This is a genomic window from Pseudomonas sp. ZT5P21, assembly GCF_054897785.1.
Map to the genome: position 1 here is coordinate 5,044,511 of NZ_CM142705.1, position 23,413 is coordinate 5,067,923.

General features: G+C 60.0%; 22 protein-coding genes. 13 read left to right on the forward strand and 9 right to left on the reverse strand.

Annotated features, from left to right (window positions below; genetic code table 11):
- Window positions 1-50: 50 nt before the first annotated feature.
- Window positions 51-1,367: a bifunctional DedA family/phosphatase PAP2 family protein gene (locus tag ACYZT9_RS23480; protein ID WP_462007636.1), complete on the forward strand. Its 1,317-nt coding sequence runs from the start codon at window positions 51-53 to the stop codon at window positions 1,365-1,367.
- Between the two features lie 38 nt (window positions 1,368-1,405).
- Here ACYZT9_RS23480 and ACYZT9_RS23485 read toward each other — a convergent pair whose 3' ends face one another.
- The 3 genes from ACYZT9_RS23485 to ACYZT9_RS23495 are packed head-to-tail and all read right to left on the reverse strand — an operon-like array spanning window position 1,406 to window position 3,082.
- Entirely contained in the window at window positions 1,406-1,996 is a 591-nt protein-coding gene (locus ACYZT9_RS23485; RefSeq protein WP_462007637.1) for an LON peptidase substrate-binding domain-containing protein, read from the reverse strand.
- Between the two features lie 10 nt (window positions 1,997-2,006).
- Window positions 2,007-2,723 (reverse strand): LrgB family protein, encoded by a 717-nt coding sequence (locus ACYZT9_RS23490; RefSeq protein WP_084319699.1) that lies wholly within the window; start codon window positions 2,721-2,723, stop codon window positions 2,007-2,009.
- Window positions 2,720-3,082, reverse strand: a complete 363-nt coding sequence (locus ACYZT9_RS23495; protein WP_462007638.1) for a CidA/LrgA family protein — start codon at window positions 3,080-3,082, stop codon at window positions 2,720-2,722. Before ACYZT9_RS23495 ends, ACYZT9_RS23490 begins: the two co-directional genes overlap by 4 nt.
- 183 nt (window positions 3,083-3,265) lie before the next feature.
- On the opposite strand from ACYZT9_RS23495, the gene ACYZT9_RS23500 reads away from it, so the two are divergent.
- The 3 genes from ACYZT9_RS23500 (at window position 3,266) to ACYZT9_RS23510 (ending at window position 6,223) form a co-directional block, all read left to right on the forward strand.
- Window positions 3,266-3,721 carry a MaoC family dehydratase gene (locus ACYZT9_RS23500; protein ID WP_462007639.1) on the forward strand — a complete coding sequence of 152 codons (456 nt, stop codon included), beginning with the start codon at window positions 3,266-3,268 and terminating at the stop codon, window positions 3,719-3,721.
- Window positions 3,722-3,835: 114 nt separating this feature from the next.
- Complete coding sequence (locus ACYZT9_RS23505; RefSeq protein ID WP_462007640.1) at window positions 3,836-5,554, forward strand: C13 family peptidase; 1,719 nt, start codon at window positions 3,836-3,838, stop codon at window positions 5,552-5,554.
- Window positions 5,555-5,581: 27 nt separating this feature from the next.
- Window positions 5,582-6,223, forward strand: a complete 642-nt coding sequence (locus ACYZT9_RS23510) for an oxidoreductase (RefSeq protein WP_462007641.1) — start codon at window positions 5,582-5,584, stop codon at window positions 6,221-6,223.
- Window positions 6,224-6,340: 117 nt separating this feature from the next.
- On the opposite strand, the gene ACYZT9_RS23515 is transcribed toward ACYZT9_RS23510, so the two are convergent.
- From ACYZT9_RS23515 to ACYZT9_RS23530, 4 genes are all read right to left on the reverse strand, one after another.
- Window positions 6,341-6,625 (reverse strand): YceK/YidQ family lipoprotein, encoded by a 285-nt coding sequence (locus ACYZT9_RS23515; RefSeq protein ID WP_462007642.1) that lies wholly within the window; start codon window positions 6,623-6,625, stop codon window positions 6,341-6,343.
- A complete protein-coding gene (ubiX, locus tag ACYZT9_RS23520; RefSeq protein WP_128871424.1) occupies window positions 6,618-7,250 on the reverse strand; it encodes a flavin prenyltransferase UbiX in 633 nt (210 codons plus the stop codon). Before ubiX ends, ACYZT9_RS23515 begins: the two co-directional genes overlap by 8 nt.
- Window positions 7,247-8,596 carry a UDP-N-acetylmuramate:L-alanyl-gamma-D-glutamyl-meso-diaminopimelate ligase gene (gene mpl / locus ACYZT9_RS23525; RefSeq protein ID WP_462007643.1) on the reverse strand — a complete coding sequence of 450 codons (1,350 nt, stop codon included), beginning with the start codon at window positions 8,594-8,596 and terminating at the stop codon, window positions 7,247-7,249. The genes ubiX and mpl overlap by 4 nt, the downstream gene beginning before the upstream one ends.
- Before the next feature lie 187 nt (window positions 8,597-8,783).
- The gene (locus ACYZT9_RS23530) at window positions 8,784-10,700 is read right to left on the reverse strand and encodes a sigma-54-dependent Fis family transcriptional regulator (protein ID WP_462007644.1); all 1,917 of its coding nucleotides are present in this window, start codon (window positions 10,698-10,700) and stop codon (window positions 8,784-8,786) included.
- A 300-nt stretch (window positions 10,701-11,000) separates the two neighbouring features.
- On the opposite strand from ACYZT9_RS23530, the gene exaC reads away from it, so the two are divergent.
- From exaC to ACYZT9_RS23575, 9 genes are all read left to right on the forward strand, one after another.
- Window positions 11,001-12,521 (forward strand): acetaldehyde dehydrogenase ExaC, encoded by a 1,521-nt coding sequence (gene exaC, locus ACYZT9_RS23535; RefSeq protein ID WP_462007645.1) that lies wholly within the window; start codon window positions 11,001-11,003, stop codon window positions 12,519-12,521.
- Window positions 12,522-12,738: 217 nt separating this feature from the next.
- The gene (gene eat / locus ACYZT9_RS23540) at window positions 12,739-14,109 is read left to right on the forward strand and encodes an ethanolamine permease (protein ID WP_462007646.1); all 1,371 of its coding nucleotides are present in this window, start codon (window positions 12,739-12,741) and stop codon (window positions 14,107-14,109) included.
- Between the two features lie 162 nt (window positions 14,110-14,271).
- Window positions 14,272-15,666 (forward strand): ethanolamine ammonia-lyase subunit EutB, encoded by a 1,395-nt coding sequence (locus ACYZT9_RS23545; RefSeq protein ID WP_462007647.1) that lies wholly within the window; start codon window positions 14,272-14,274, stop codon window positions 15,664-15,666.
- 8 nt (window positions 15,667-15,674) lie between these two features.
- Entirely contained in the window at window positions 15,675-16,499 is an 825-nt protein-coding gene (gene eutC / locus ACYZT9_RS23550; RefSeq protein WP_462007648.1) for an ethanolamine ammonia-lyase subunit EutC, read from the forward strand.
- Between the two features lie 119 nt (window positions 16,500-16,618).
- Window positions 16,619-17,080 carry a GNAT family N-acetyltransferase gene (locus ACYZT9_RS23555; RefSeq protein ID WP_030129561.1) on the forward strand — a complete coding sequence of 154 codons (462 nt, stop codon included), beginning with the start codon at window positions 16,619-16,621 and terminating at the stop codon, window positions 17,078-17,080.
- Between the two features lie 353 nt (window positions 17,081-17,433).
- A complete protein-coding gene (locus ACYZT9_RS23560; RefSeq protein WP_462007649.1) occupies window positions 17,434-18,090 on the forward strand; it encodes a DedA family protein in 657 nt (218 codons plus the stop codon).
- 3 nt (window positions 18,091-18,093) lie between these two features.
- The gene (locus ACYZT9_RS23565) at window positions 18,094-18,906 is read left to right on the forward strand and encodes a M90 family metallopeptidase (protein WP_462007650.1); all 813 of its coding nucleotides are present in this window, start codon (window positions 18,094-18,096) and stop codon (window positions 18,904-18,906) included.
- 113 nt (window positions 18,907-19,019) lie between these two features.
- Window positions 19,020-19,547 (forward strand): inorganic diphosphatase, encoded by a 528-nt coding sequence (ppa, locus tag ACYZT9_RS23570; protein ID WP_162439598.1) that lies wholly within the window; start codon window positions 19,020-19,022, stop codon window positions 19,545-19,547.
- 223 nt (window positions 19,548-19,770) lie between these two features.
- Entirely contained in the window at window positions 19,771-20,523 is a 753-nt protein-coding gene (locus tag ACYZT9_RS23575; RefSeq protein WP_462007651.1) for a S24 family peptidase, read from the forward strand.
- Window positions 20,524-20,974: 451 nt separating this feature from the next.
- Here ACYZT9_RS23575 and ACYZT9_RS23580 read toward each other — a convergent pair whose 3' ends face one another.
- Window positions 20,975-21,790 (reverse strand): YfaP family protein, encoded by an 816-nt coding sequence (locus tag ACYZT9_RS23580; RefSeq protein ID WP_462007652.1) that lies wholly within the window; start codon window positions 21,788-21,790, stop codon window positions 20,975-20,977.
- A 3-nt stretch (window positions 21,791-21,793) separates the two neighbouring features.
- A complete protein-coding gene (locus ACYZT9_RS23585) occupies window positions 21,794-23,413 on the reverse strand; it encodes a DUF2300 domain-containing protein (RefSeq protein ID WP_462007653.1) in 1,620 nt (539 codons plus the stop codon).

Consider the following 23,413-nt stretch of genomic DNA (forward strand, 5'->3'; position numbering starts at 1 on the left):
AATGTGTTCGTCCCTGGCGGCGATTATAAAAATTCAATGGAGTTGTTTTTATGGGCCCATGGCTCGATAGCGTGACCGGATGGCTGGCGGCGAATCCGCAGTGGCTGGCCGCGGCAGTATTCGTTGTGGCCTTCGTGGAATGCCTGGCGATTGCCGGACTGATCGTACCCGGCACGGTGTTGCTGTTTGCGGTTGCGGTGCTGGCCGGTAGCGGTGCGCTGTCGTTGAGCGAAACATTGCTGCTGGGATTCGTCGCCGGCGTGCTGGGCGATATCGTTTCCTACTTTGTGGGGCGACATTTCCATCAGAACATCCGGCGTCTGCCCGGCCTGCGCCATCACCCGGAATGGATCGCCAGCGCCGAGGCTTACTTCCAGCGCTATGGCATTGCCAGCCTGCTGGTCGGACGGTTCATCGGGCCATTGCGGCCGATGCTGCCGATGGTCGCCGGGATGTTCGACATGCCCTTCCCGCGTTTCGTCGCTGTCAGCCTCCTGGCCACAGCCGGTTGGAGCGTCGCGTATCTGCTGCCCGGCTGGGCCACCGGAGCGGCGATTCGCTTGCCGTTGCCGGAAGGTTTCTGGCCTGAGGCCGGGATCGTCGCCGGCAGTATCGCACTGATGGTGGGCTTGAGCGTGACCAGCAGCCTGCGCCGCCATCGCAAAGCGACAATACTGATCGCCAGCATGAGTTTTCTGATCCTGGGGGGCCTGTTTATCGGTTACCCCCACCTGACCGCGCTCGATCAGGGCGTGATGACGCTGGTGCAGGAACACCGCAGCTTGACGCTCGATGAAATCGCCGTCACCTTCACGCTGATCGGCGAATTTCGCAACATGCTGCTGTTCAGCGCCCTGCTGACCGGCTTGCTGCTGCTTACCCGGCAATGGCGACAGGCGATTTTCGCGGGTAGCACCCTACTCTTCACCGCACTCGGCAACACGTTCACAAAACAGTTTTTCGCCCGCGTGCGCCCGGAAGTGTTAAGTGATCCACTGGTGACTTACAGCATGCCAAGCGGCCACGCGTCCGGCTCCTTCGCGCTGTTTCTGACCCTCGCCGTTCTTGCCGGCCGTGGACAACCGCCGCGGATGCGACTGACCTGGCTGCTGCTGGGTTGCCTGCCGGCGCTGGCGATTGCGTTGTCACGCGTGTACCTGGGCGCGCATTGGCCAACGGATGTGCTGGCCGGCGCCATGCTGGCGGCGTGTGTCTGTGCGGCGAGCCTGGGGTTGATTCAACGTCAGACACCGCTCAACGCCATGCCACCCAAGATCTGGTGGCTGGTGTTGCCAGCGCTGGTGGCACTGTTCAGCTTCTTTGCGTTGCGGCATTTGCCGCTCGCGATGGTGAGATACGCCTATTAGTCAGTGGAAGATCGCAGCCTGCGATCTTTTAGCGCGCATCAGGCAAACAACTCACCCTGCAACTCATCCAACAATGCCTGGATCGCATCCAGTCGCTGCTGCGGATCATCGAGTTGCAGCAGGTCGATCTTGTCCAATTCGGCGAACGGCAACAGGTACGCCAGCTGATTGGCCAGTGATTGTTGACCGGTGGCCTCGGTGCCCATGTTCAACGCTTCGACCATCGGGTGCTCGGCCAGGGCCTTGAGCAGTGCGACGAGGTCGGCGTCTTCGTCCTGCAACGGTTGCTCGGGCTCGTCTTCCAGCCACTCGATTTCGGCGACGGTCAACTGATCGCGCTGGACTTCGGTGCGCAGCACGTGAAAACGCCGTCCGCCCTGAACCCGAATGCCCAGCAGGCCGTTGTCCTGCTGCTTGAAATCAGTGATCAGCGCTTCACAGCCGACCAGCGCATAGCCCGCCGGCGCGATGCCGACTTCTTCGCCCTCGAGGATGCACACCACGCCGAAGCCGCCACCTTGTTTCATGCAGCGGCTGATCATGTCCAGGTAACGCGCCTCGAAAATCTGCAAGTCGAGGATGCAGCCAGGAAACAGCACCGTGTTCAGCGGGAAAAGCGGCAAGCTCATAGACATTTCCTTACACCACCATCGACACTGCCAACGGCAGGAATACCGCCGTGGCCACACCCATCAGACTCATTGCCAGCGCCGCGAAGGCGCCGCATTCTTCACTTTCCTGCATGGCCACCGCCGTGCCGACCGCATGGGCGGTCATGCCCAGCGCCATGCCGCGCGCCTCGGGGCTGTGGACGCCGAGCCGATTCAGCAGGCTCGGCCCAAAGATCGCCCCGATCACGCCGGTGATCAACACAAACACCGCCGCCAGCGCCGCGACGCCACCGATCTGTTCGGCCACCAGCATGGCAATCGGCGACGTCACCGACTTCGGCGCCATAGTCATCAGGATCATGTGTTCGGCACCGAACGACCAGCCCAGCAGCACGCCCATGCCGGTGGCGACCACTCCGCCTATCACCAGCGTAGTAAAAATCGGCCAGAACAACTGCCGGATCCGCCGCAGATTGAGGTAAAGCGGCACGGCCAGCGCGACCGTTGCAGGGCCGAGCAAAATACTGAGGATCTCGGTGCTTTTGCGGTACTCGGCGTACGTCAGGCCGCAGCCCACCAATACGCCAATCACCAACAACATGGAGACCAGCACTGGCTGCAGAAAGATCCAGCGGGTTTTCTCGAACGCCGCCAATACAAGCTGATAAGCGCCGAGGGTGATGCCGATGCCGAACAACGGATGATGAATCACCGACGCCCAGGCGCCTTGCCAGTCGAAGATCATTGCGAGTCCTCGCGGTACGCATGGCGCTTGATCATGCGCTGCATCAGCACCCCGGCGAAGGCCATGGATAACAACAGCGACAACACCAGCGCGCCAACGATGGCCCAGAAATCCGCGGCAATGTCCTTGGCGTAAACCATCACGCCCACCGCCGGCGGCACCAGCAGCAACGGCAGGTAACGCAGCAGGCTGCTGGCCGCCAGGTTCAGCGGTTCGCCCACCTGGCCACGGCCGATCAGGTACACCAGCAGAAGCAACAGGCCAATGATCGGCCCCGGCAGCACCGGCAAAAACAAATGGTTGATGGCTGTGCCCAGCAATTGGAACAACACCAGCCAGGTCAGGCCACGTAACAACATCCGTCCTCTCCCCTGAAAATTCGCGCCCGGCATTATAAGCACGCCAACGCTATGGGCCGGCATTCGCCGAAAGCATGGTCGGTTGACCGGAGCAATTTGCCATGTTGATCTAAAGTGGTAATTCGGGAGGTCAAATCCCCCCACCTCAAAACTATAAAACCGATGAACCGAAGGAGAGTCTCAATGCCCTATGTTTCCACTGCAGAGCTCAAAGATTATGTCGGCAAGGAACTGGGACGTTCCGAATGGCTTACCATCGATCAGGACCGCATCAACCTGTTCGCCGAAGCCACGGGGGACTATCAGTTCATCCACGTCGATCCGGTCAAAGCCGCGCAAACGCCATTTGGCAGCACCATTGCCCACGGTTTCCTGTCGCTGTCGCTGATCCCCAAACTGATGGAAGGCATTCTCGTTCTTCCTGAAGGCTTGAAGATGGTGGTCAACTACGGCCTCGACAGCGTGCGGTTCATTCAGCCGGTCAAGGTCGATTCGAAAGTGCGACTCAAGGTCGATCTGACCGAAGTCACCGAGAAGAAACCCGGCCAATGGCTGCTCAAAGTCACCGCCACGCTCGAGATTGAAGGTTCGGACAAACCGGCCTACATCGCCGAGCCGTTGTCACTCTGCTTCGTGTAAGCCCTCCCGGATGCGAAGCAGCTCATGCTGTTTCGCGACCTCTCTGTGTTTCTCTCTCTATATAAGGTCTTAGAGCTGCGGCATACTCGATCGCCTAATTGCCCGGATCCCGCTATGCGCCCACTTGCACTTCTCGCCTTGACCCTATTGCTCACCGCGTGCGGTGACGGCGAATCGCTGTTGCCCCCCGACGCCCGCCTGCCGGACGGTGGACGCTATCGTGGTGATCTGGTCAACGGATTGCTGCAAGGCCAGGGCCGCGTCGATTACCCGAACGGTAGCTGGTACGCCGGCAGTTTCGACAGGGGCCAATGGCATGGCCAGGGCGAATGGCACGGCAGCAACGGCGAAGTGTATCGCGGCAATTTCAATCTGGGGCTGTTCGACGGCCAAGGCACGCTGACCACCAGCGGTAGCCGCTACACCGGCGGCTTCAAGGCGGGCCGACGCGAAGGCGAAGGCACCCTCAAAGAAAACGGCATGTCCTACCGTGGCGAATTCAAGGCCGATCAGTATTCAGGGCTCGGTCGCCTGGAGCTCGATGACGGCAGTTCGTATCAAGGTCAGTTCGCCCATGGCAAGCCCAACGGCGAAGGCCAGCGCGGCGACGCCAGCGGCAATCAGTTCACCGGGCACTTCAAGGACGGTCAGCTGGAAGGCAACGGGACGTTCAACAGCGCTGATGGCGATATTTACGTCGGCGGTTTCAAGAACAACCAACTGCACGGCAAGGGCCGCTACGAGAATGCCGACGGCGATGTCTGGCTCGGTCAGTTCAAGGAAGGCTCACTGAACGGCAAGGGCGAGTTGATCGGCACCGACGGCAGCCACTACATCGGTCAGTTCAGCGACTGGCGCTTCACCGGCCAGGGCCGGTTGAACCTGCCCGACGGCAGCTTCTACATCGGCCAGTTCGACGGCGATAGTTATCAAGGCCACGGCACGCTGGTACTGACCGATGGCACCGTGCAGAGCGGCACATGGGTCAATGGCCAGCGAGTACGCGATGCCGATGGCAAGCTGCTGCCCGACAGCCTCGAACTCGGCTTGCTGGCCCAGGGGCGCTTGCTCGAAAACGCACTGGCCAATGTGCCGGCCTCGACCCCTGCGATCGAGCTGTACAGCCTGACCGTCGGCGGTGACGGCAAGCAAAGCGTGTTCCTGCGCGAATCCGACTACGTCAGCAACATGCTCACCAGCCGCTTCGGTGCGTTTGGCCAGATCCGCCTGGTAAACCATCGCGACCACCTCGTCGATCGGCCGATGGCCACCCGGGAAAGCCTGCGCCGTGCCGCGCTGACACTGGCCGAACGCAGCGGCCCGGAGGATTTGATCTTTATCTACCTGACCAGCCACGGCACCAGCGAACACGAACTCGTGCTCGACCAGCCGCGCATGGAACTGTCCGACCTGCCGGCCGACGAACTCTCTGCCGTGCTCGCGCCGCTGAAAAACCGCGACAAGATCGTCGTGATTTCGTCTTGCTACTCGGGTGGTTTCATCCCTGGCCTCAAGGACGAACGCACGTTGATCATGACGGCCTCGCGCGCCGATCGCGTGTCTTTCGGGTGCTCGGAAGAAGCCAATTTCACGTATTTCGGCGACGCGCTGTTCGCTCAGGCCCTGAACCAGACCGACGACCTGGAACAAGCCTTCAAGCTGGCCAAGGCCACCGTGGCCGAGCGGGAACTGGCAGACAGCTTCGAAGCCTCTGAACCGCAGATCTGGGCACCGAAAACCGTTCTCTCCCACTGGCAGCTTCTACGCAAACAGCAGGCACGAAAAGCGCTACAAAGTGTCTCCGTCAGCAGCAAGGATGCAAAGAACAACTAAGCTGAACAGTATCAAGGGGGAAACACTATGTACCTGACGCCTCAGCATGTATTGCTTGCCGGAGCTACCGGGTTAACCGGTGAACATTTGCTTGATCGCCTGCTCAACGAGCCTACGATTACGCGCGTATTGGCCCCCTCACGCCGGCCGCTGGCCGAGCATCCGCACCTGGAAAACCCGGTCGGTGACCCGGCGGTGTTTCTGCCGCAACTGAACGGTCGCGTCGACATCGCCTACTGCTGTCTCGGCACCACGATCAAACAGGCCGGCTCGGAAGCGGCATTCCGCGCGGTTGACCTGGACATGGTGGTGGCCTTCGCCAAACGCGCACGGGAAATGGGCGCGCGGCACTTGATCGTGATCAGCGCCCTGGGGGCCGATCGCAGATCCTCGATTTTCTACAACCGGGTCAAAGGCGAGATGGAATACGCATTGCGCGCGCAGGATTGGCCGCAGTTGACCATTTGTCGACCTTCGATTTTGCTGGGCGATCGTCTTGAACCGCGCTCAGCCGAGCAATTCGTCGGGCCGTTGTCCCGCTTGATCCCCGGCAAATACCGCGGCATAGAAGCCTGCCAACTGGCCCGGGCGATGTGGCGACTGGCGCTGGAGGAGCAGGATGGGTTGCGGATTGTTGAGTCGGATGAGTTGCGCAAACTCGGCAAATAACTCTGCGGCGTCTGGCAGGACGCCATCGCGAGCAAGCTCGCTCCCACATTGGATCTGTGTCGTTCACAGATCCAATGTGGGAGCGAGCTTGCTCGCGATAGAGTGCGAAGCGCTCTCTTACAACCCGCCGGTCGCTTGAAAACTCACGCCTATCACTGTAAGCACCGACAACGGCAACAATAGCGTGTCGAGCAACGCACTGGCCGGCAGATCAACACCAGGATAGCTCGGCGCCTGCGCACCAAAACGATCCATCGCGCAGCAACCACCGTTCAAGGCATACAAATCCAGCCGTGTCCCCGCGTACACCACCGGCGCGCCCGGCTTGGCGGCATCGAGCGTGCGCACCGTGGCGCAACCCGCCAGTTGCAACCCCAGCACGATCATCAACAGCTTATTCATCGCTGGTCAGATGGTGTTCGCCCCAACGCGGCAGCATGTCTTGTGGAATGTTCAGCAGGTTGAGAATCCGCGCCACGACGAAGTCGATCAGGTCATCGATGGTTTGCGGCTGATGATAGAAGCCCGGCGACGCTGGCAGGATTGTCACGCCCATGTTCGACAACTTGAGCATGTGCTCCAGATGAATGCTCGAATACGGCGCTTCGCGCGGCACCAGGATCAGCTGGCGACGCTCCTTCAGCGTGACATCGGCGGCCCGTTCGATCAGGTTGTTACAGGCACCGGTCGCGATAGCCGACAGCGTCCCGGTAGAACACGGCACCACCACCATCGCTGCCGGCGCGCCTGAGCCCGAGGCCACCGGCGACATCCAGTCTTCCTTGCCGTACACCCGAATCTGCCCGGCGGCAGCGCCGGTGTATTCGGTGAGGAAAGCCTGCATCATCTGGGTTTTCGGCGGCAACGTAACGTCAGTCTCGGTGGCCATCACCAGCTGCGCAGCCTTGGAAATCAGGAAGTGCACCTCGCGGTCTTCGCGGATCAGGCAGTCCAGCAGGCGCAAACCGTACTGGGCGCCCGAAGCGCCGGTCATCGCCAGCGTGATGCGTTCCGGACCGTTATTCATTGCAGCGCCTCGGCGAGTTTACCGTGCAGGCCGCCGAAGCCGCCGTTGCTCATGATCACCACGTGAGTACCGGGCTGCGCCTGACTCTTCACGCGTTCGATAATGCCTTCCAGGGAATCGCTGACAATCGACGGTACGGTGCACAACGCGGCAGTCGCGCCCAAGTCCCAGCCGAGGTTGGCCGGTGCGTACCAGATCACCTGATCGGCATCGACCACGCTTTCCGGCAAACCATCGCGGTGAGCGCCGAGTTTCATGGAGTTCGAACGTGGCTCGATGATGGCGATCAACGGCGCGTCGCCGATGCGTTTGCGCAAACCGTCGAGCGTCGTGGCGATGGCCGTCGGGTGATGGGCGAAATCGTCATAGATGGTGATGCCCCGCACTTCCGCGACTTTCTCCATCCGGCGTTTCACGCTTTTGAACGCTCTCAATGCAGCGATGCCCATGGACGGCACAACACCGACATGACGCGCGGCAGCCAAGGTGGCCAGGGCGTTGGCGACGTTGTGCAGACCGGTCATGTCCCACTCGACCACACCTTGCGTGACGCCTTCGAACATCACTTCGAATGTCGAACCGTCTTCGCTCAGCAGTTTGACCTGCCACTGGCCACCCGCGCCGGTGGTTTGCACTGGGGTCCAGCAGCCCATGTCGATCACGCGCTGCAGCGCCGGTTCGGTGGTCGGATGGATCACCAGGCCTTCACTTGGAATAGTCCGTACCAAATGGTGGAACTGCCGCTCGATGGCGGGCAGATCGGGGAAGATGTCAGCGTGATCGAATTCCAGGTTGTTCAGGATCGCCGTGCGCGGGCGGTAATGAACGAACTTGGAGCGCTTGTCGAAGAATGCACTGTCGTATTCGTCGGCTTCGATCACGAAGAACGGCGTGCCGCCCAGTCGCGCCGACACCGAGAAATTCTGTGGCACCCCGCCGATCAGGAAACCGGGGCTCATGCCCGCATGCTCCAGCACCCAGGCGAGCATGCTGCTGGTGGTGGTTTTGCCGTGCGTACCAGCGACGGCCAGCACCCAGCGACCTTGCAGCACGTGGTCCGCCAGCCATTGCGGGCCGGAAACGTACGGCAGGCCTTTGTTCAGCACATATTCAACGGCCGGGTTACCACGCGACATGGCGTTGCCGATCACCACCAGATCCGGGGCCGGATCGAGTTGCGCCGGGTCGTAGCCTTGGGTCAGCTGAATGCCCTGAGCCTCAAGCTGAGTGCTCATCGGCGGATAGACGTTGGCATCGGAGCCGGTCACGTGATGGCCCAGCTCTTTGGCCAGAACCGCCATCGAACCCATGAAAGTGCCGCAGATACCAAGAATATGAATGTGCATAGTCGACCTCGTAAAACATGGCCGCAGGTTAGCGTAGGGAAGGGAAAATCGCACCTTGTGTTTCGGACTTGAGGACCCCTTCGCGAGCAAGCCCGCTCCCACATTGGGCTCTCCAGTGATCACAAATCCGTGAACACCGGCGATCCAATGTGGGAGCGGGCTTGCTCGCGAAGGGCTGCGACACGGTTTATCGGGCGATCCCGTGTTTACGCAATTTTCGATAAAGAGTGTTACGGCTGACGCCCAGTTGCTCCGCCGTGTGGGTCATGTGCCAACGGGTTTGCTCCAGCGCATTCAGCAAAGCCAGTCGCTCGGCATCATCCAGGGGATGCTCGCAAGGCTGTTCAACGGCAACAACCACCGGCATCGGTCGCGTCTGACGAATCATCGCCGGTAAATCCTCCAGCCCTACCCGCCCGCCGTCGCACAAAGCCGCCAGCGTACGCAGCACATTACGCAACTGCCGCACATTCCCGGGCCAGGCAAAACCCAACAACGCCTGGCGTGCCGGCTCATCAATCAGCACCGTCTCCCCGCCCGCCTCTTGCTCCAGCAAAAAGTCGAGCAAGCGGGATTTGTCACTGCGCTCGCGTAACGCTGGCAGTGCGATCTCAAGACCGTTGAGCCGATAGTACAAATCCTCGCGAAAACTGCCGTCCTGCACCCGCTCCAGCAAGTTACGGTGCGTCGCGCTGATGATCCGAACGTTGACCGACTCCGGCTCGCCCCCGATCGGCACCACTTGCCGATCCTCAAGCACTCTTAACAGCCGGGTCTGCAACGCCAGCGGCATGTCGCCGATTTCATCAAGGAACAAGGTCCCGCCATCCGCCTGCTGCAACTTGCCGCGCATGCCGTCCTTGCGCGCACCGGTGAAGCTGCCGCCGCGATAACCAAACAGTTCACTCTCGATCAGGCTTTCGGGGATGGCCGCGCAATTGAGCGCGACGAAGGCTTTTTCTGCCCGCTGGCTGGCCTGATGCACCGCTTTGGCGAAAGCCTCTTTGCCGGACCCGGTTTCACCGTTGATCAACAGCGGCACGTCCCGTTCGAAGACGCGCAGGGCCTTGCGGAAATCTTCCTGCAGCCCTGCGTCGCCAAGACAAATGCCCGACAAGCGCGTCGGCTCGGCAATCACTGGAGCTGTCGCCACAGGCATCGGAATACTACGCGGCCGGCCACGCAACACAGCAAACAGGCTTCGCCCGTCACGGGTGCGCAGCGGCCAACTGGCGCTGGCATTTACACTCGCGCGGCCCAGCAACTCATCCAGCGAGCAGTCGAAAAACGCTTCGACCGGTTGGCCCAGCAGTCCGCCGCGAACATGCCCCAGCAGGTTGAGCGCACTCTGGTTGACGGCACAGATCCGCCCTTCCCCGTCGAACGCTAGCATCCCTTCGCTGAACAGCCCGACGGATTCGGCCTGCAGGTGAAAACGCAGCAACCACTGATTGTCGAAATAACGCAGGAAATAGCAGCTCTCGATCATCTTCGCCGACAGATTGACCAGGGCCATGGTGTGGAACTGGCTTTGCCGCGAGACTTCGTGACGCGCCGAGGACACGTCGAGCACCGCCAGCAGTTCGCCATGTGGGTCGAACACCGGACTCGCTGAGCAGGTCAGCCCGGTGTGGCGGCCGCGAAAGTGTTCGTCTTGGTGAATGGTCAGCGACTGACGTTCGACCAGGCAAGTGCCGATACCGTTGGTGCCTTCGCAGGCTTCGCTCCAGTCGGCACCGAGCCAGAGGCCGGCGCGCTCGAAAATCTTGCGCTCGGCGGGCGCGGTCACGCAGTTGAGGATCACCCCGCGCGCATCGGTCAGCAGCACCGCATGGCCGGCGCCGGAAAGCTGCTGATGCAGGCTGCTCATTTCAGTGCCGGCGATGCGCAGCACTTGCTGCAGGCGCTCGCGGCTTTCGAGGACCCGGCCATGTTCCAACACCGTCGGCGCCATGGTCAGGGCCGGGTCGAGGTGATAGTCCTCAAGACAACGCAGCCAGGAACGGGCAATGGACGGATCGCTACCGGGACCGTGCAGGTGGGATTTGCCCTGGGTCACGGTCAGCACTTGCTGGGCATGGCGACTTAAATGGTTGTCGTGCATTTCTTATTATTCTCCCCGGGGCTCGGCGACCCTTGCTTCAGGTGACGCCCAGCATCCTCCAGCCATCGGCGCATTGCAACGCTTGCAAGACTGCCCAGTCACAGGCCGTACCACTAACGGTACAAAGTGTCACGACAGCTGTACCGAAACCGTCACAGGCGCCGTCCGCCCGTCCGACAAAAATCGCGCAAGGCCTTGATTTACCTGACCTGCAAGGCAGTGGCCCGACCTTTGCTCTACGCTTATATCAAGCGCACATGCGCTCTCCCTTATAAGCACAAAAGCCAAGGAGAAATCACCATGCGTTACGCTCACCCCGGTACTGAAGGCGCTATCGTTTCGTTCAAGAGCAAATACGGTAACTACATCGGCGGCGAATTCGTCGCGCCTGTCAAAGGTCAGTACTTCACCAATACCTCGCCAGTGAATGGCCAACCGATTGCCGAATTCCCACGCTCCACGGCCGAAGACATCGACAAGGCCCTGGACGCTGCCCACGCCGCTGCCGATGCCTGGGGCGCCACGTCCGCTCAGGCTCGCTCGCTGGTGCTGCTGAAAATCGCCGACCGCATCGAGCAGAACCTGGAACTGCTGGCAATCACCGAATCCTGGGACAACGGCAAAGCTGTTCGCGAAACCCTCAACGCCGACATTCCGTTGGCTGCTGACCACTTCCGCTACTTTGCCGGTTGCATCCGCGCGCAGGAAGGCAGCGCTGCCGAGATCGATGGCAACACCGTGGCCTATCACATCCATGAACCCCTGGGCGTGGTCGGGCAGATCATTCCGTGGAACTTCCCGATCCTGATGGCCGCGTGGAAACTCGCCCCGGCCCTGGCCGCCGGTAACTGCGTGGTGCTCAAACCTGCCGAGCAAACCCCGCTGGGCGTTACCGTGCTGATGGAGCTGATCGGCGACCTGCTGCCACCGGGCGTGCTGAACGTGGTGCAAGGCTTCGGCAAAGAAGCCGGTGAAGCCCTGGCCACCAGCAAACGCATCGCCAAAATCGCCTTCACCGGCTCGACCCCGGTCGGCTCGCACATCATGAAATGCGCCGCCGAAAACATCATTCCGTCCACCGTGGAGCTGGGTGGCAAGTCACCGAACATCTTCTTCGCCGACATCATGCAAGCCGAAGAAACCTTCATCGAAAAAGCCGCCGAAGGCCTGGTGCTGGCGTTCTTCAACCAGGGCGAAGTCTGCACCTGCCCTTCCCGCGCATTGGTGCAAGAGTCGATCTACGACGATTTCATGAAAGTGGTGATGAAAAAAGTCCTGCAAATCAAACGTGGCGACCCACTGGACACCGACACCATGGTCGGCGCCCAGGCGTCCGAGCAGCAATTCGACAAAATCCTTTCGTATCTGGAAATCGCCAAGGGCGAAGGTGCCGAACTGCTGACCGGCGGCAAGATAGAAAAACTCGAGGGCAGCCTCGCGACTGGTTATTACATCCAGCCGACCCTGCTCAAGGGCACCAACAAAATGCGCGTGTTCCAGGAAGAAATCTTTGGCCCGGTGGTGAGCATCACTACCTTCAAGGATGAAGCCGAAGCCCTCGCCATCGCCAACGACACCGAGTTTGGCCTGGGTGCCGGCCTCTGGACCCGCGACATCAACCGCGCCTACCGCATGGGCCGCGCCATCAAGGCCGGTCGCGTGTGGACCAACTGCTACCACCTGTACCCGGCGCATGCCGCGTTCGGCGGGTACAAAAAGTCTGGCGTCGGTCGTGAAACCCACAAAATGATGCTCGATCATTATCAGCAGACCAAAAACCTGCTGGTGAGCTACGACATCAATCCGTTGGGGTTCTTCTAACCCGGCGCGATTCCGCGTAACGGTTATCGCGAGCAAGCTCGGCTCCTACAAGATTGCGTCGTACCTGTAGGAGCATGGCTTGCCAGCGAAGGCGTCCTCAAACACACCGCAGATCATCGCCCTGCCGCTCTGGCACGGGCTTTGCGTGTTCGCTTCAAAGAAAACGCCGTTCCCGAAAGTCCAACAGATCAAACAATAAAAAAGACAGCGAGGACTTATGACTTCTTCCACACAGCTCAAACCCACACTCGGTACCCTGCATTTATGGGGCATTGCCGTCGGCCTGGTGATTTCCGGCGAATACTTTGGCTGGAGTTACGGCTGGGGCACCGCAGGAACCCTGGGCTTTCTCGTCACCGCGCTGATGGTGGCGACGATGTACACCTGCTTCATCTTCAGCTTCACTGAATTGACCACCGCCATTCCCCACGCTGGCGGGCCGTTTGCCTACAGCCGTCGGGCCTTCGGCGAGAAAGGCGGACTGATCGCCGGCATCGCCACCCTGATCGAATTCGTCTTCGCGCCACCGGCGATTGCCATGGCCATCGGCGCTTACCTGAACGTTCAGTACCCGGAGCTTGATCCCAAGATCGCAGCCGTTGGCGCCTATTTCGTGTTCATGACCCTGAATATCCTGGGCGTCAGCATTGCTGCGACTTTCGAACTGGTGGTCACCGTGCTGGCCGTCGCCGAGCTGCTGGTGTTCATGGGCGTGGTCGCGCCGGGGTTCAGTTTCAGTAACTTCGCACTTAATGGCTGGTCGGGTTCCAACGAATTCACCCTCGCATCGATCCCCGGCATCTTTGCGGCGATCCCTTTTGCGATCTGGTTTTTCCTCGCCATTGAAGGCGCGGCGATGGCGGCTGAAGAAGCCAAGGACCCGAAACGCACGATTCCCAGGGCGTACGTCAGCGGCATTCTGACGTTGGTGTTCCTCGCAATCGGCGTGATGGTGATGGCGGGCGGCGTGGGCGACTGGCGCCAGCTGTCGAACATCAACGACCCGCTGCCTCAGGCGATGAAAGCCGTGGTCGGCAGCAATTCGACCTGGATGCACATGCTGGTCTGGATCGGCCTGTTCGGGCTGGTAGCGAGTTTCCACGGGATCATTCTCGGCTACTCGCGTCAGTTCTTCGCCCTGGCCCGGGCTGGTTACCTGCCGCGGTCGCTGGCCAAACTGTCGCGCTTCCAGACCCCGCACCGCGCCATTCTGGCCGGCGGCGTGATCGGCATCGCGGCGATCTACAGCGACGGCCTGGTCAACCTGCAAGGCATGACGCTGACGGCAGCGATGATCACCATGTCGGTATTCGGTGCCATCGTGATGTACATCATCAGTATGCTGAGCCTGTTCAAACTGCGTAAAACCGAGCCGAACCTGGAACGCACCTTCCGCGCGCCGGGTTACCCCATCGTGCCGGGAATCGCACTGTTTCTGGCGGTGGTGTGCCTGGTGGCGATGGCGTGGTTCAACCCGCTGATCGGCTGTGTATTCCTTGGCTTCATGGCGGCCGGTTATTTGTATTTCCAACTGACCGCCAAACAGCGCTTCGAAGCGCCAGCGGATGCGCTGCTGGAAGGCGTGTGAGTTATAACAGTGCACGCGGCCCCCTGTAGGAGCCGAGCTTGCTCGCGAAGGTGGCGGCACATTCAAAACTTTTATTGCATGACGCACCGCTTTCGCGAGCAAGCTCGGCTTTTACAGGGTTAGGCGGTGCTGTTGAGTGATTGACTGAATCAGGAGGACACCGTGGCCACATTTGCCCATTCCATCGGCGCCCAGACCTACCGCTTCGCCAGCCTCAAAGAGGTCATGGCCAAGGCCAGTCCAGCGCGTTCCGGGGACTTTCTGGCGGGCGTCGCCGCCCTCAACGATGGCGAGCGCGTGGCCGCGCAAATGACCCTGGCTGATATCCCGCTGACTCATTTCCTGCAGGAAGTGCTGATTCCCTATGAGGCCGATGAAGTTACCCGACTGATCATCGACACTCACGACAACCAAGCCTTCGCCGTGGTCAGCCATCTCACGGTCGGCGGCTTCCGCGACTGGCTGCTCAGCGATGCCGCCGACGAACAGAGCCTGCGCGCCCTCGCCCCCGGACTGACGCCGGAAATGGCCGCGGCCGTGTCGAAAATCATGCGCGTGCAGGACCTGGTGCTGGTCGCGCAGAAAATCCGCGTGGTCACGCACTTTCGCGGCACCATGGGCCTGCGTGGACGCTTATCCACACGCCTTCAGCCCAACCATCCCACCGACGAACCGGCGGGCATTGCCGCGAGCATTCTCGACGGTCTGTTGTACGGCAACGGCGACGCGATGATCGGCATCAACCCGGCCACCGACAGCATTGCCTCGATTTGCGCGATGCTGGAAATGCTCGATGCGATCATCCAGCGCTACGAAATTCCTACACAAGCCTGCGTGTTAACCCACGTCACCACGTCCATCGAAGCGATCAATCGCGGCGTTCCGCTGGACCTCGTGTTCCAGTCGATCGCCGGCACCGAAGCGGCCAATGCCAGCTTCGGCATCAATCTCAACGTTTTGCGGGAAGGTTACGACGCCGGTTTGAGCCTGAATCGCGGCACGCTGGGGCAAAATCTGATGTATTTCGAAACCGGTCAGGGCAGCGCCCTGTCGGCCAACGCCCACCATGGCCTCGATCAACAGACCTGCGAAACCCGCGCCTACGCGGTTGCGCGACATTTCAAACCGTTCCTGGTGAACACAGTCGTAGGATTCATCGGCCCGGAGTACCTCTACAACGGGAAACAGATCATCCGTGCCGGTCTGGAAGACCATTTCTGCGGCAAATTACTGGGCGTGCCGATGGGCTGCGACATCTGTTACACCAACCACGCCGAAGCCGATCAGGACGACATGGACACCCTGCTAACCCTGCTGGGCGTGGCCGGAATCAACTTCATCATGGGCATCCCCGGTTCCGACGACATCATGCTCAATTATCAGACCACCTCGTTCCACGACGCGCTCTATGCCCGACAAACATTGGGCCTAAAGCCGGCGCCGGAGTTCGAGCAGTGGCTGGCAAAAACGGGCATCTTCACCCAGGCAGACGGCAAGATTCATTTCGGCGACAGCCTGCCGCCAGCCTTCCGCCAAGCGATGGGGCAACTGGGATGACTGTCGAGATGGATAGACCGTCTGTTGATTCAGACAATCCATTGCTGGAACTGCGACGCCTGACCCCGGCGCGAATTGCTCTGGGCCGCACCGGCACCAGCATGCCCACCCGAGCGCAGCTGGACTTCCAGTACGCCCACGCCCAGGCACGCGACGCGGTGCACCTGCCCTTCGACCCTGCCGGGCTCAGCGCGCAATTGGCCGAACGCGGGCGCCAAAGTTTGCTGCTGCACAGCGCCGCTACGAACCGGGACAGCTATTTGCAGCGCCCCGATCTGGGGCGCAAGTTGAGCGACGCGTCGGCGCAAACCCTGCGCGACTACGCCTCGACCCATCCGGGTGGCGTCGATCTGGCGATTGTCGTCGCCGATGGCTTGTCAGCACTGGCTGTGCATCGCCACACCGCGCCCTTCCTTGCGCGCATGGAAGAGCGGATCGAGGCCGAAGGCTGGTCCGTTTCACCGGTGATTCTGGTCAAACAAGGCCGGGTCGCGGTGGCCGATGAAATCGGTGAGCGGCTGGGCGCAAAAATGGTGGTCATCCTCATCGGCGAACGCCCTGGCCTCAGCTCACCAGACAGCCTGGGATTGTATTTCACCTACAATCCAAAGGTCGGCCTGACGGATGCTTACCGCAACTGCATCTCCAATGTGCGACTGGAAGGCTTGAGTTATGGCATGGCGGTACACCGCCTGCTGTATCTGATGCGTGAAGCCTGTCGGCGGCAGTTGTCGGGGGTTAACCTGAAGGACGAAGCGCAGCTTCAGACGCTGGAGTCGGACGCAGGTGCGGAAATGAACGGTAATTTCCTACTGAATTCGTCGCATGCCTGAACCGTTTCCGCATTGCGTTTATGCCCGGATTTCAGGCAGGATCGAAACACGGCTGCCCGAGTGAGAACCGTTCGCCGTCAGAGCACGTGAAGACAGCCACTTGAAGACGAGACCTATCGATGCGGATTATTCAAGCGACCCTCGAACATCTGGACCTGCTGACCCCGTTGTTCGTCAAATATCGCGAGTTTTATGGTTCCCTGCCGTATCCGGACTCGTCCCGGGCGTTCCTCGAGAAGCGCCTGCGTCGCAAGGAGTCGGTGATCTACCTGGCCCTGGCCGATGACGACAACAACAAACTGATGGGTTTCTGTCAGTTGTACCCAAGCTTTTCGTCGCTTTCACTTAAACGCGTGTGGATCCTCAACGACATCTACGTCGCCGAAGACGCCCGTCGCCAGTTGGTGGCCGACAACCTGATCCGCACCGCGAAAAAAATGGCTAAGGAAACCAATGCCGTGCGCATGCGCGTTTCCACCAGCAGCAATAACGAAGTCGCGCAGAAAACCTACGAATCCATCGGGTTCAAGGAAGACACCGAGTTCAAAAACTACGTGCTGCCGATCAGCGACGGACTCTGACGCCGCTACGCTGTGGCGAGCTCCTGTGGCGAGGGAGCTTGTCGGATCGCCGCACCGTCCCGCTCGGCTGCGCAGCAGTCGTAGAATCGGCCAATCTAATTCGCCTGACCTACCGCGAACTCAGGCGTTGGGAGTGCTTCGCCCTCCAGCGGGAGCAAGCTCCCTCGCCACAACGAATCGCGTAGTGGGCCAACTCTCGCGACATCCCCCGCTACAAACTCGACGCGCTTTTCACTATTCAGCCCGTATAATGCCGACCTTTCCGCTTGTAAGAAAAACTACACTCATCTGTAGCCTTAAGCGAATTCATCCGCGCAGGCCTGCTGAGTCCGGCCGTCACCACAGGTGCCCCCATGGATTTCAACCCGCTCGACCTTATCCTGCATCTCGATGTTTACCTCGACTTGCTGGTGAACAACTACGGGCCATGGATCTACGCCATTCTGTTTCTGGTGATCTTCTGCGAAACCGGCCTGGTGGTGATGCCTTTCCTGCCGGGTGATTCCTTGCTGTTTATCGCGGGTGCCGTGGCGGCGGGTGGCGGCATGGACCCCGTGTTGCTGGGTGGCCTGCTGATGCTGGCGGCGATTCTCGGTGACAGCACCAACTACATCATCGGACGAACAGCGGGTGAGCGTCTGTTCAGCAACCCGAACTCGAAAATCTTCCGTCGCGATTACCTGCAACAAACCCACGATTTCTACGACAAACACGGTGGCAAGACCGTGACTCTGGCGCGTTTTCTGCCGATCATCCGCACCTTTGCACCGTTCGTCGCCGGCGTGGCGAAAATGCCTTATCCGCGTTTCTTTGCCTTCAGCGTCCTCGGCACCATCCTCTGGGTGGGCGGCCTGGTGACCCTCGGTTACTTCTTCGGCAACGTACCGTTCATCAAGAAAAACCTGTCGCTGCTGGTGGTGGGCATCATCCTGCTGTCGCTGGTGCCGATGATCATTGGTGTGGTGCGCAGCCGCTTCGGTAGCTCTGCGTCCAAAGCCGAACCACGCTGAGCGATGTGGTCGCTCAGCGCCTGGCGGCGCCGGCGCATCCTGGCCAGACATCCGATTGCCAACGATATGTGGCAGCGGGTCCGTCATCACCTTAGTTTTCTCGACGGCATCAGCGCGGCTGAAGACCAGTGGCTGCGCGAAGCCAGTGTGCTGTTTCTCGAAGACAAACACCTGACCGCCCTGCCCGGCGTCGAACTCCATCAGGAACAACGCTTGCTGCTCGCCGCCCAGGCGCAATTACCCTTGCTGAACCTGGGCGATCTGAACTGGTATCAGGGTTTTCACGAAATCGTCCTCTATCCCGACGACTTCCTCAGCCCGCAGCGACATCGTGACGCCAGTGGCGTCGAGCACGAGTGGGACGGCGAACACAGCGGTGAGGCCTGGCAGCAAGGTCCGATCATCCTCGCCTGGCCCGGCGTGATGGCCAGCGGCGGCTGGGAAGGCTACAACCTGGTCATCCATGAACTCGCACACAAGCTGGACATGCTCAATGGCGACGCCAACGGCCTGCCGCCGCTGCACGCCGACATGCGCGTCAGCGACTGGGCCAGGGTCATGCAAGAGGCCTACGACGACCTCGACCGGCAACTGGAACGCAACCCGGAGGCCGAAACCGCTCTCGACCCCTACGCCGCGGAAAACCCCGCGGAGTTTTTTGCGGTCACCAGCGAATACTTCTTCAGCGCACCGGATTTGCTGCATGAGGCGTATCCTCAGGTCTATGAGCAACTGAAGCTGTTTTACCGTCAGGACCCACTTGAAAGGCTGAAGCAACTTCAAACTCATAACCCGGTCTATCAAGCACACGACTAAGGTCTCTACGACCCTTGGTACGTGGCATCATCGGCGGAATATGCCTATAATCGCCGCCACTTTTTGGTCAATCCGGCCAAGTGTTTTTGGTCAACTAACGGGGGCACCGCCCAATGAGCTACAGCAAGATTCCGGCTGGCAAAGACCTGCCGAACGACATCTACGTCGCGATCGAGATTCCGGCCAACCACGCGCCGATCAAATACGAAATCGACAAAGACAGCGATTGCCTGTTCGTTGACCGTTTCATGGCCACCCCGATGTTCTACCCGGCCAACTACGGTTTCATCCCGAACACCCTGGCTGACGACGGTGATCCCCTCGACGTGCTGGTCGTGACCCCTTACCCGGTTGCCCCAGGCTCCGTGATCCGCGCACGCCCGGTCGGCATCCTGAACATGACCGACGACGGCGGCGGCGATGCCAAAGTCATCGCAGTCCCACACGACAAGCTTTCCCAGCTGTACGTCGATGTGAAGGAATACACCGATCTGCCACCGCTGCTGCTGGAACAGATCAAGCACTTCTTCGAAAACTACAAAGACCTCGAAAAAGGCAAATGGGTGAAGATCGAAGGTTGGGGCGACGCAGAAGCTGCCCGCGCCGAGATCATGAAGTCGGTTGCTGCTTATAAAGGCTGATCGTCGCTCCTCACGCACGGCTTTAACAGAGAACCCCGGTTGATCCGGGGTTTTTTGTGCGCGTTCGACTGTCGGTGCAAACAGCACGTTTAACTGGCGGACGCAGCGGTTTTTTCTTGTTTAATTCTTACCAAAGACGTCTTACATCAGGACTTAAATTTCACGCCATATTTGAACGTTTTGTTGAATCAAAGCCTTATGCCGCGCGGCTAGACTCGTGTTTATGAAAAAGAACGAAACCTGCGGTCCACGATTCAGAATGCTCCTGAAAGAGGTCCAAATCACGACAACGAGATTTGCCGAATTCCTGGGCATTTCCGACCCTCAAACTGTCCATAACTGGTATAGCCGCGGCGTGCCCGACTACCGCATGGAAGATGTCGCCAGAAGACTGTCCGTGAACAGCGAATGGCTGAAAACCGGCGAAGGACCGAAAGACGCCAGGGACTTACGTCTGATCGACGAATCCGGCAACGCTTTCGACGCCCAGTCGATCCGCGGCACCTATCGGGTCATCGAGCCAGTCGATATCGAGCTGCCCTTTTACAAGGAAACGGCAATTACCCCCGGTTCCGACAAAACCCATGTCATCAAAGACCCCAGCGAATCGATCCGACTGCCGCGCAGCGATCTCGACTCCCTGGAAATCAACCACGCCGATGCCATCTGTGCCCGCATGGTCGGCAACAGCATGGCCGAAAAAATTGAAGACGGCTCCATCGTCGCCATCGACCGTGGGCTCACGCAAATTGTCGACGGAGAGATTTACGCTATCGAACATGACGGCATGTTGCGCATCAAATACCTGAGCCGGGTACCGGGTAACGCGATTCGCATGCGCAGCCATAACAGCGCCGAATACCCGGATGAGGTCTTCAGGCCTCCGCAGATTGAAGAGGAAAACATAAGAGTACTGGGGTGGGTGTTCTGGTGGTCGACCCTGAAAAAACGCAGGCCGCCGGTGCCGTTCTTGTAACACTTTGACGGGTATGTCCACTCCACCAGGCGTACACATTCCCTGTGGGTGCGGGCTTACCCGCGAAGGCGGCAAAACATTCACCCTCAATACCAAGGTCGGTCACCTTGCCCCAAACTTACCGACAGCTCTATCTCAAACACCAAACTGGGAATTCCCAAAAAAAATCAGTATGCTGCGCCCCACATTTGCGCATCACCCCGCCCCGCGGCTCTGATCGCACCGACAAGGCAGATGATTTTCTGACCAAGTCCCACAGCCGGACGCAAGATCCGGGTGTACGTTTTGAAGGCTGGCGCGGTTTACCAAAAATGAACCAAGCCAGTCCCCGAGAAGCCGGCCACAAGCCGGCTTTTTAATGTCTGCGTTTTGACTCAAGGCGCCCTTCATGCAATTGGGCAGCGACCTGCTGCCCAATTTAATAATCTCAATACTGCTGAGACTATTTCCCTCACGGATAACTAAACCCCTTAACCAACGTCAACTCCCCCACCGCCCGCATCGGCACCAGAAAAGTCTCCATCTTCTCGTTCGGCGTCCCTTCCTCGGTTATTACCGTCACCTGCGCTGTGGTCAGTGGCTGAACCGCATCCTCCTGTCCCTCCTCATCACTCCGGTACCCGCCCCCGAAGTAGTTCACATACACCAGATACTGCCCTTTGATCGGCGCCGGCATGGCGAAGATTTCCGGGCCATATCCAGTGGTCACGTCAACATCCAGCGCAGCGCCATTGGGCACCACACGGTCGCCGTACCAGATGTGTGCGCCATCAGGGGTAATCAGGTGTAAATCCAGATCCGTACCATCGCTGTCCCAGGCCAACAACACCCGTAATTTCGCTGGGGTGGCGCCGCCGCTGGCATTGAGGAACTGTGTGCGATGGCGCTGTTGGCCATCGGGGCTGCGCACTTCAACGCTGTTGCTGCCGTTGGGAAACGAGAACGGTCGATCAAAGCGGCCCGCGGGATCGACCTTCAGCGGCATGCTGACGCCGTTGACGATCAGCAGCCCCGGTTCAGCGGGCTTGGGCGTGGCGTTGATCTGGCCGGTGATGCGTGCGGTGTTGGCTTGGCCGACCGGTGTGTTCACCGACGAAGCCGGGTAGTTGACGGTCTGGCGGAAGTTTTCACCTTCGCCCTCGACCGCACCCGTGCGCCAGCCACCGACGGGGGTGTCGAGTTTGACGGTGCTTTCAGCAGCAGAAGCCGTCGGCAACACGCTAATTAAACAAAGGAACAGGAAGACCTGTGGATAACGGAGTTTCATGGCCTATTCCAGCAAGAGATGGCGGGCGAGCCCTTCGATGTAGGTTTCATCCTGGCCGTTGGGGTGTGCTTCGAAGGCCAGGTGCAGGTATTCGTGGGTCAGGTCGAGGCGATCTTGCAGCGACTGCACACCGCGCACGTAGATGCGCTGGCGTTCGCGGTCGACAAAAGGACGGCCGAAAGCCAGGCGGCAGACGGCGAAGGTGCTGACTTCGTTGTAGCCGGTTTCGCTTTCGAGGCGTTGGCGCCAGCCGCGACGTTGGGTTTGCAGCCAGTCTTGGGCGGCGGGAAGCGCTTCGCAGGAAGCGACGGGGTTGTCCCAGCGGCTGAGGCTAGCGCGCGGGTAGGCGTGCAGCAGGATGGCGTCGTAGCGTTGGCCGGCATTGGCTTGTTCGACGGCTTGCTGCCAGGAGAGTTTGTCCGGGCCGGGCTGGTCGGAGTGGTAGGTGACGGCGCTACCGGCCAACACCAGATCGCTGGTCCACGCGGCGATGTTGCGCGACCCGGCAGTGGCCGGGCGTGGAGCGACGCGTTGGCGGCTGCTGCTGTCGTCGATGCTCAGGCAATCGCCGTTGCGGGTGGCGTTTTGCAGCAGGTAAGTACGGATGGCGACGGCCAGGGCTTTGGCGGCTTCAGCAGGTTCGGATTTGGCTTCGCGCTGGAGGACGCGGGCGACGTATTCTTCGCGGTCCAGGCGGGCGACAAGCTTGTCGTTGATCAAAAACAGTTCGCCGTCGCTGTGAATATCCAGTTGGTTGCCGGAAACGAATTCAACGCGAAAGTCGCCCTGCAAGGGCCCGGAAGTAACAACACGATCCCCCGCCAATACGCGACCAATCGGATACCGTGAAAACAGCCCCACTTCGACACAGCGTCCCGCATCCAAGGGCCAATCAACCGGCAACACCGAAGATAACGCCTGACCGTAATTGCGCAAAACCATCTGACTGGTCCCGCGCCCACCCGCCCAGATCGGCGCTCCATCCGCCATCCAACCGGCAAACCCACCCTGACGCGACGATGGATCCTGATCCCCCAACCAGCTCCAGGTTTTCACCCGCAACCGGCCACCGAACTCGCCCACGACATTACCGTCAGCCGCATTCAACACGACATCCAATAACACCCGCCGAGCCTGTTCCTGCGCCGGCATCACGGCCAACATCCCCAGCAACTCAGCCACTGGAACTCGCGTGGATGGCTGCAATGAAGGCAAGTCAAGCAACCACTGCGGCGCCTTCCGCGCTTGCCAATATGTTCGCCAATCTGCGTCCGCAATGCCCAACCGCGCAGGTTCAAAATACAACCCGCAGGACTTCACCAACGCCTGATCACGCTCAATCCTGCCGCCCGCCGTGCAGCAATACACTTCTTCTTTCGATTGTCCGCGACATTCGTAAACCGGTTCCTGAGCACCGGTATCCACCAGCCAGCCATAAACAAATAATTTCCAAAGACTGCCCAACGGCGCCTGCAAATCAGCCGGCATTGGCTCGCGCGAAATCACCTGAGTGCGGCTCAACGAAAGCAGTTCACCTTTAAAGCCCAGACGCAGCGGCTCGTCCTGCGCTGTCGCCAGCGCGGGAATCAACCACAGCAGCCACCAGAGCAAACGCCGGGTCAT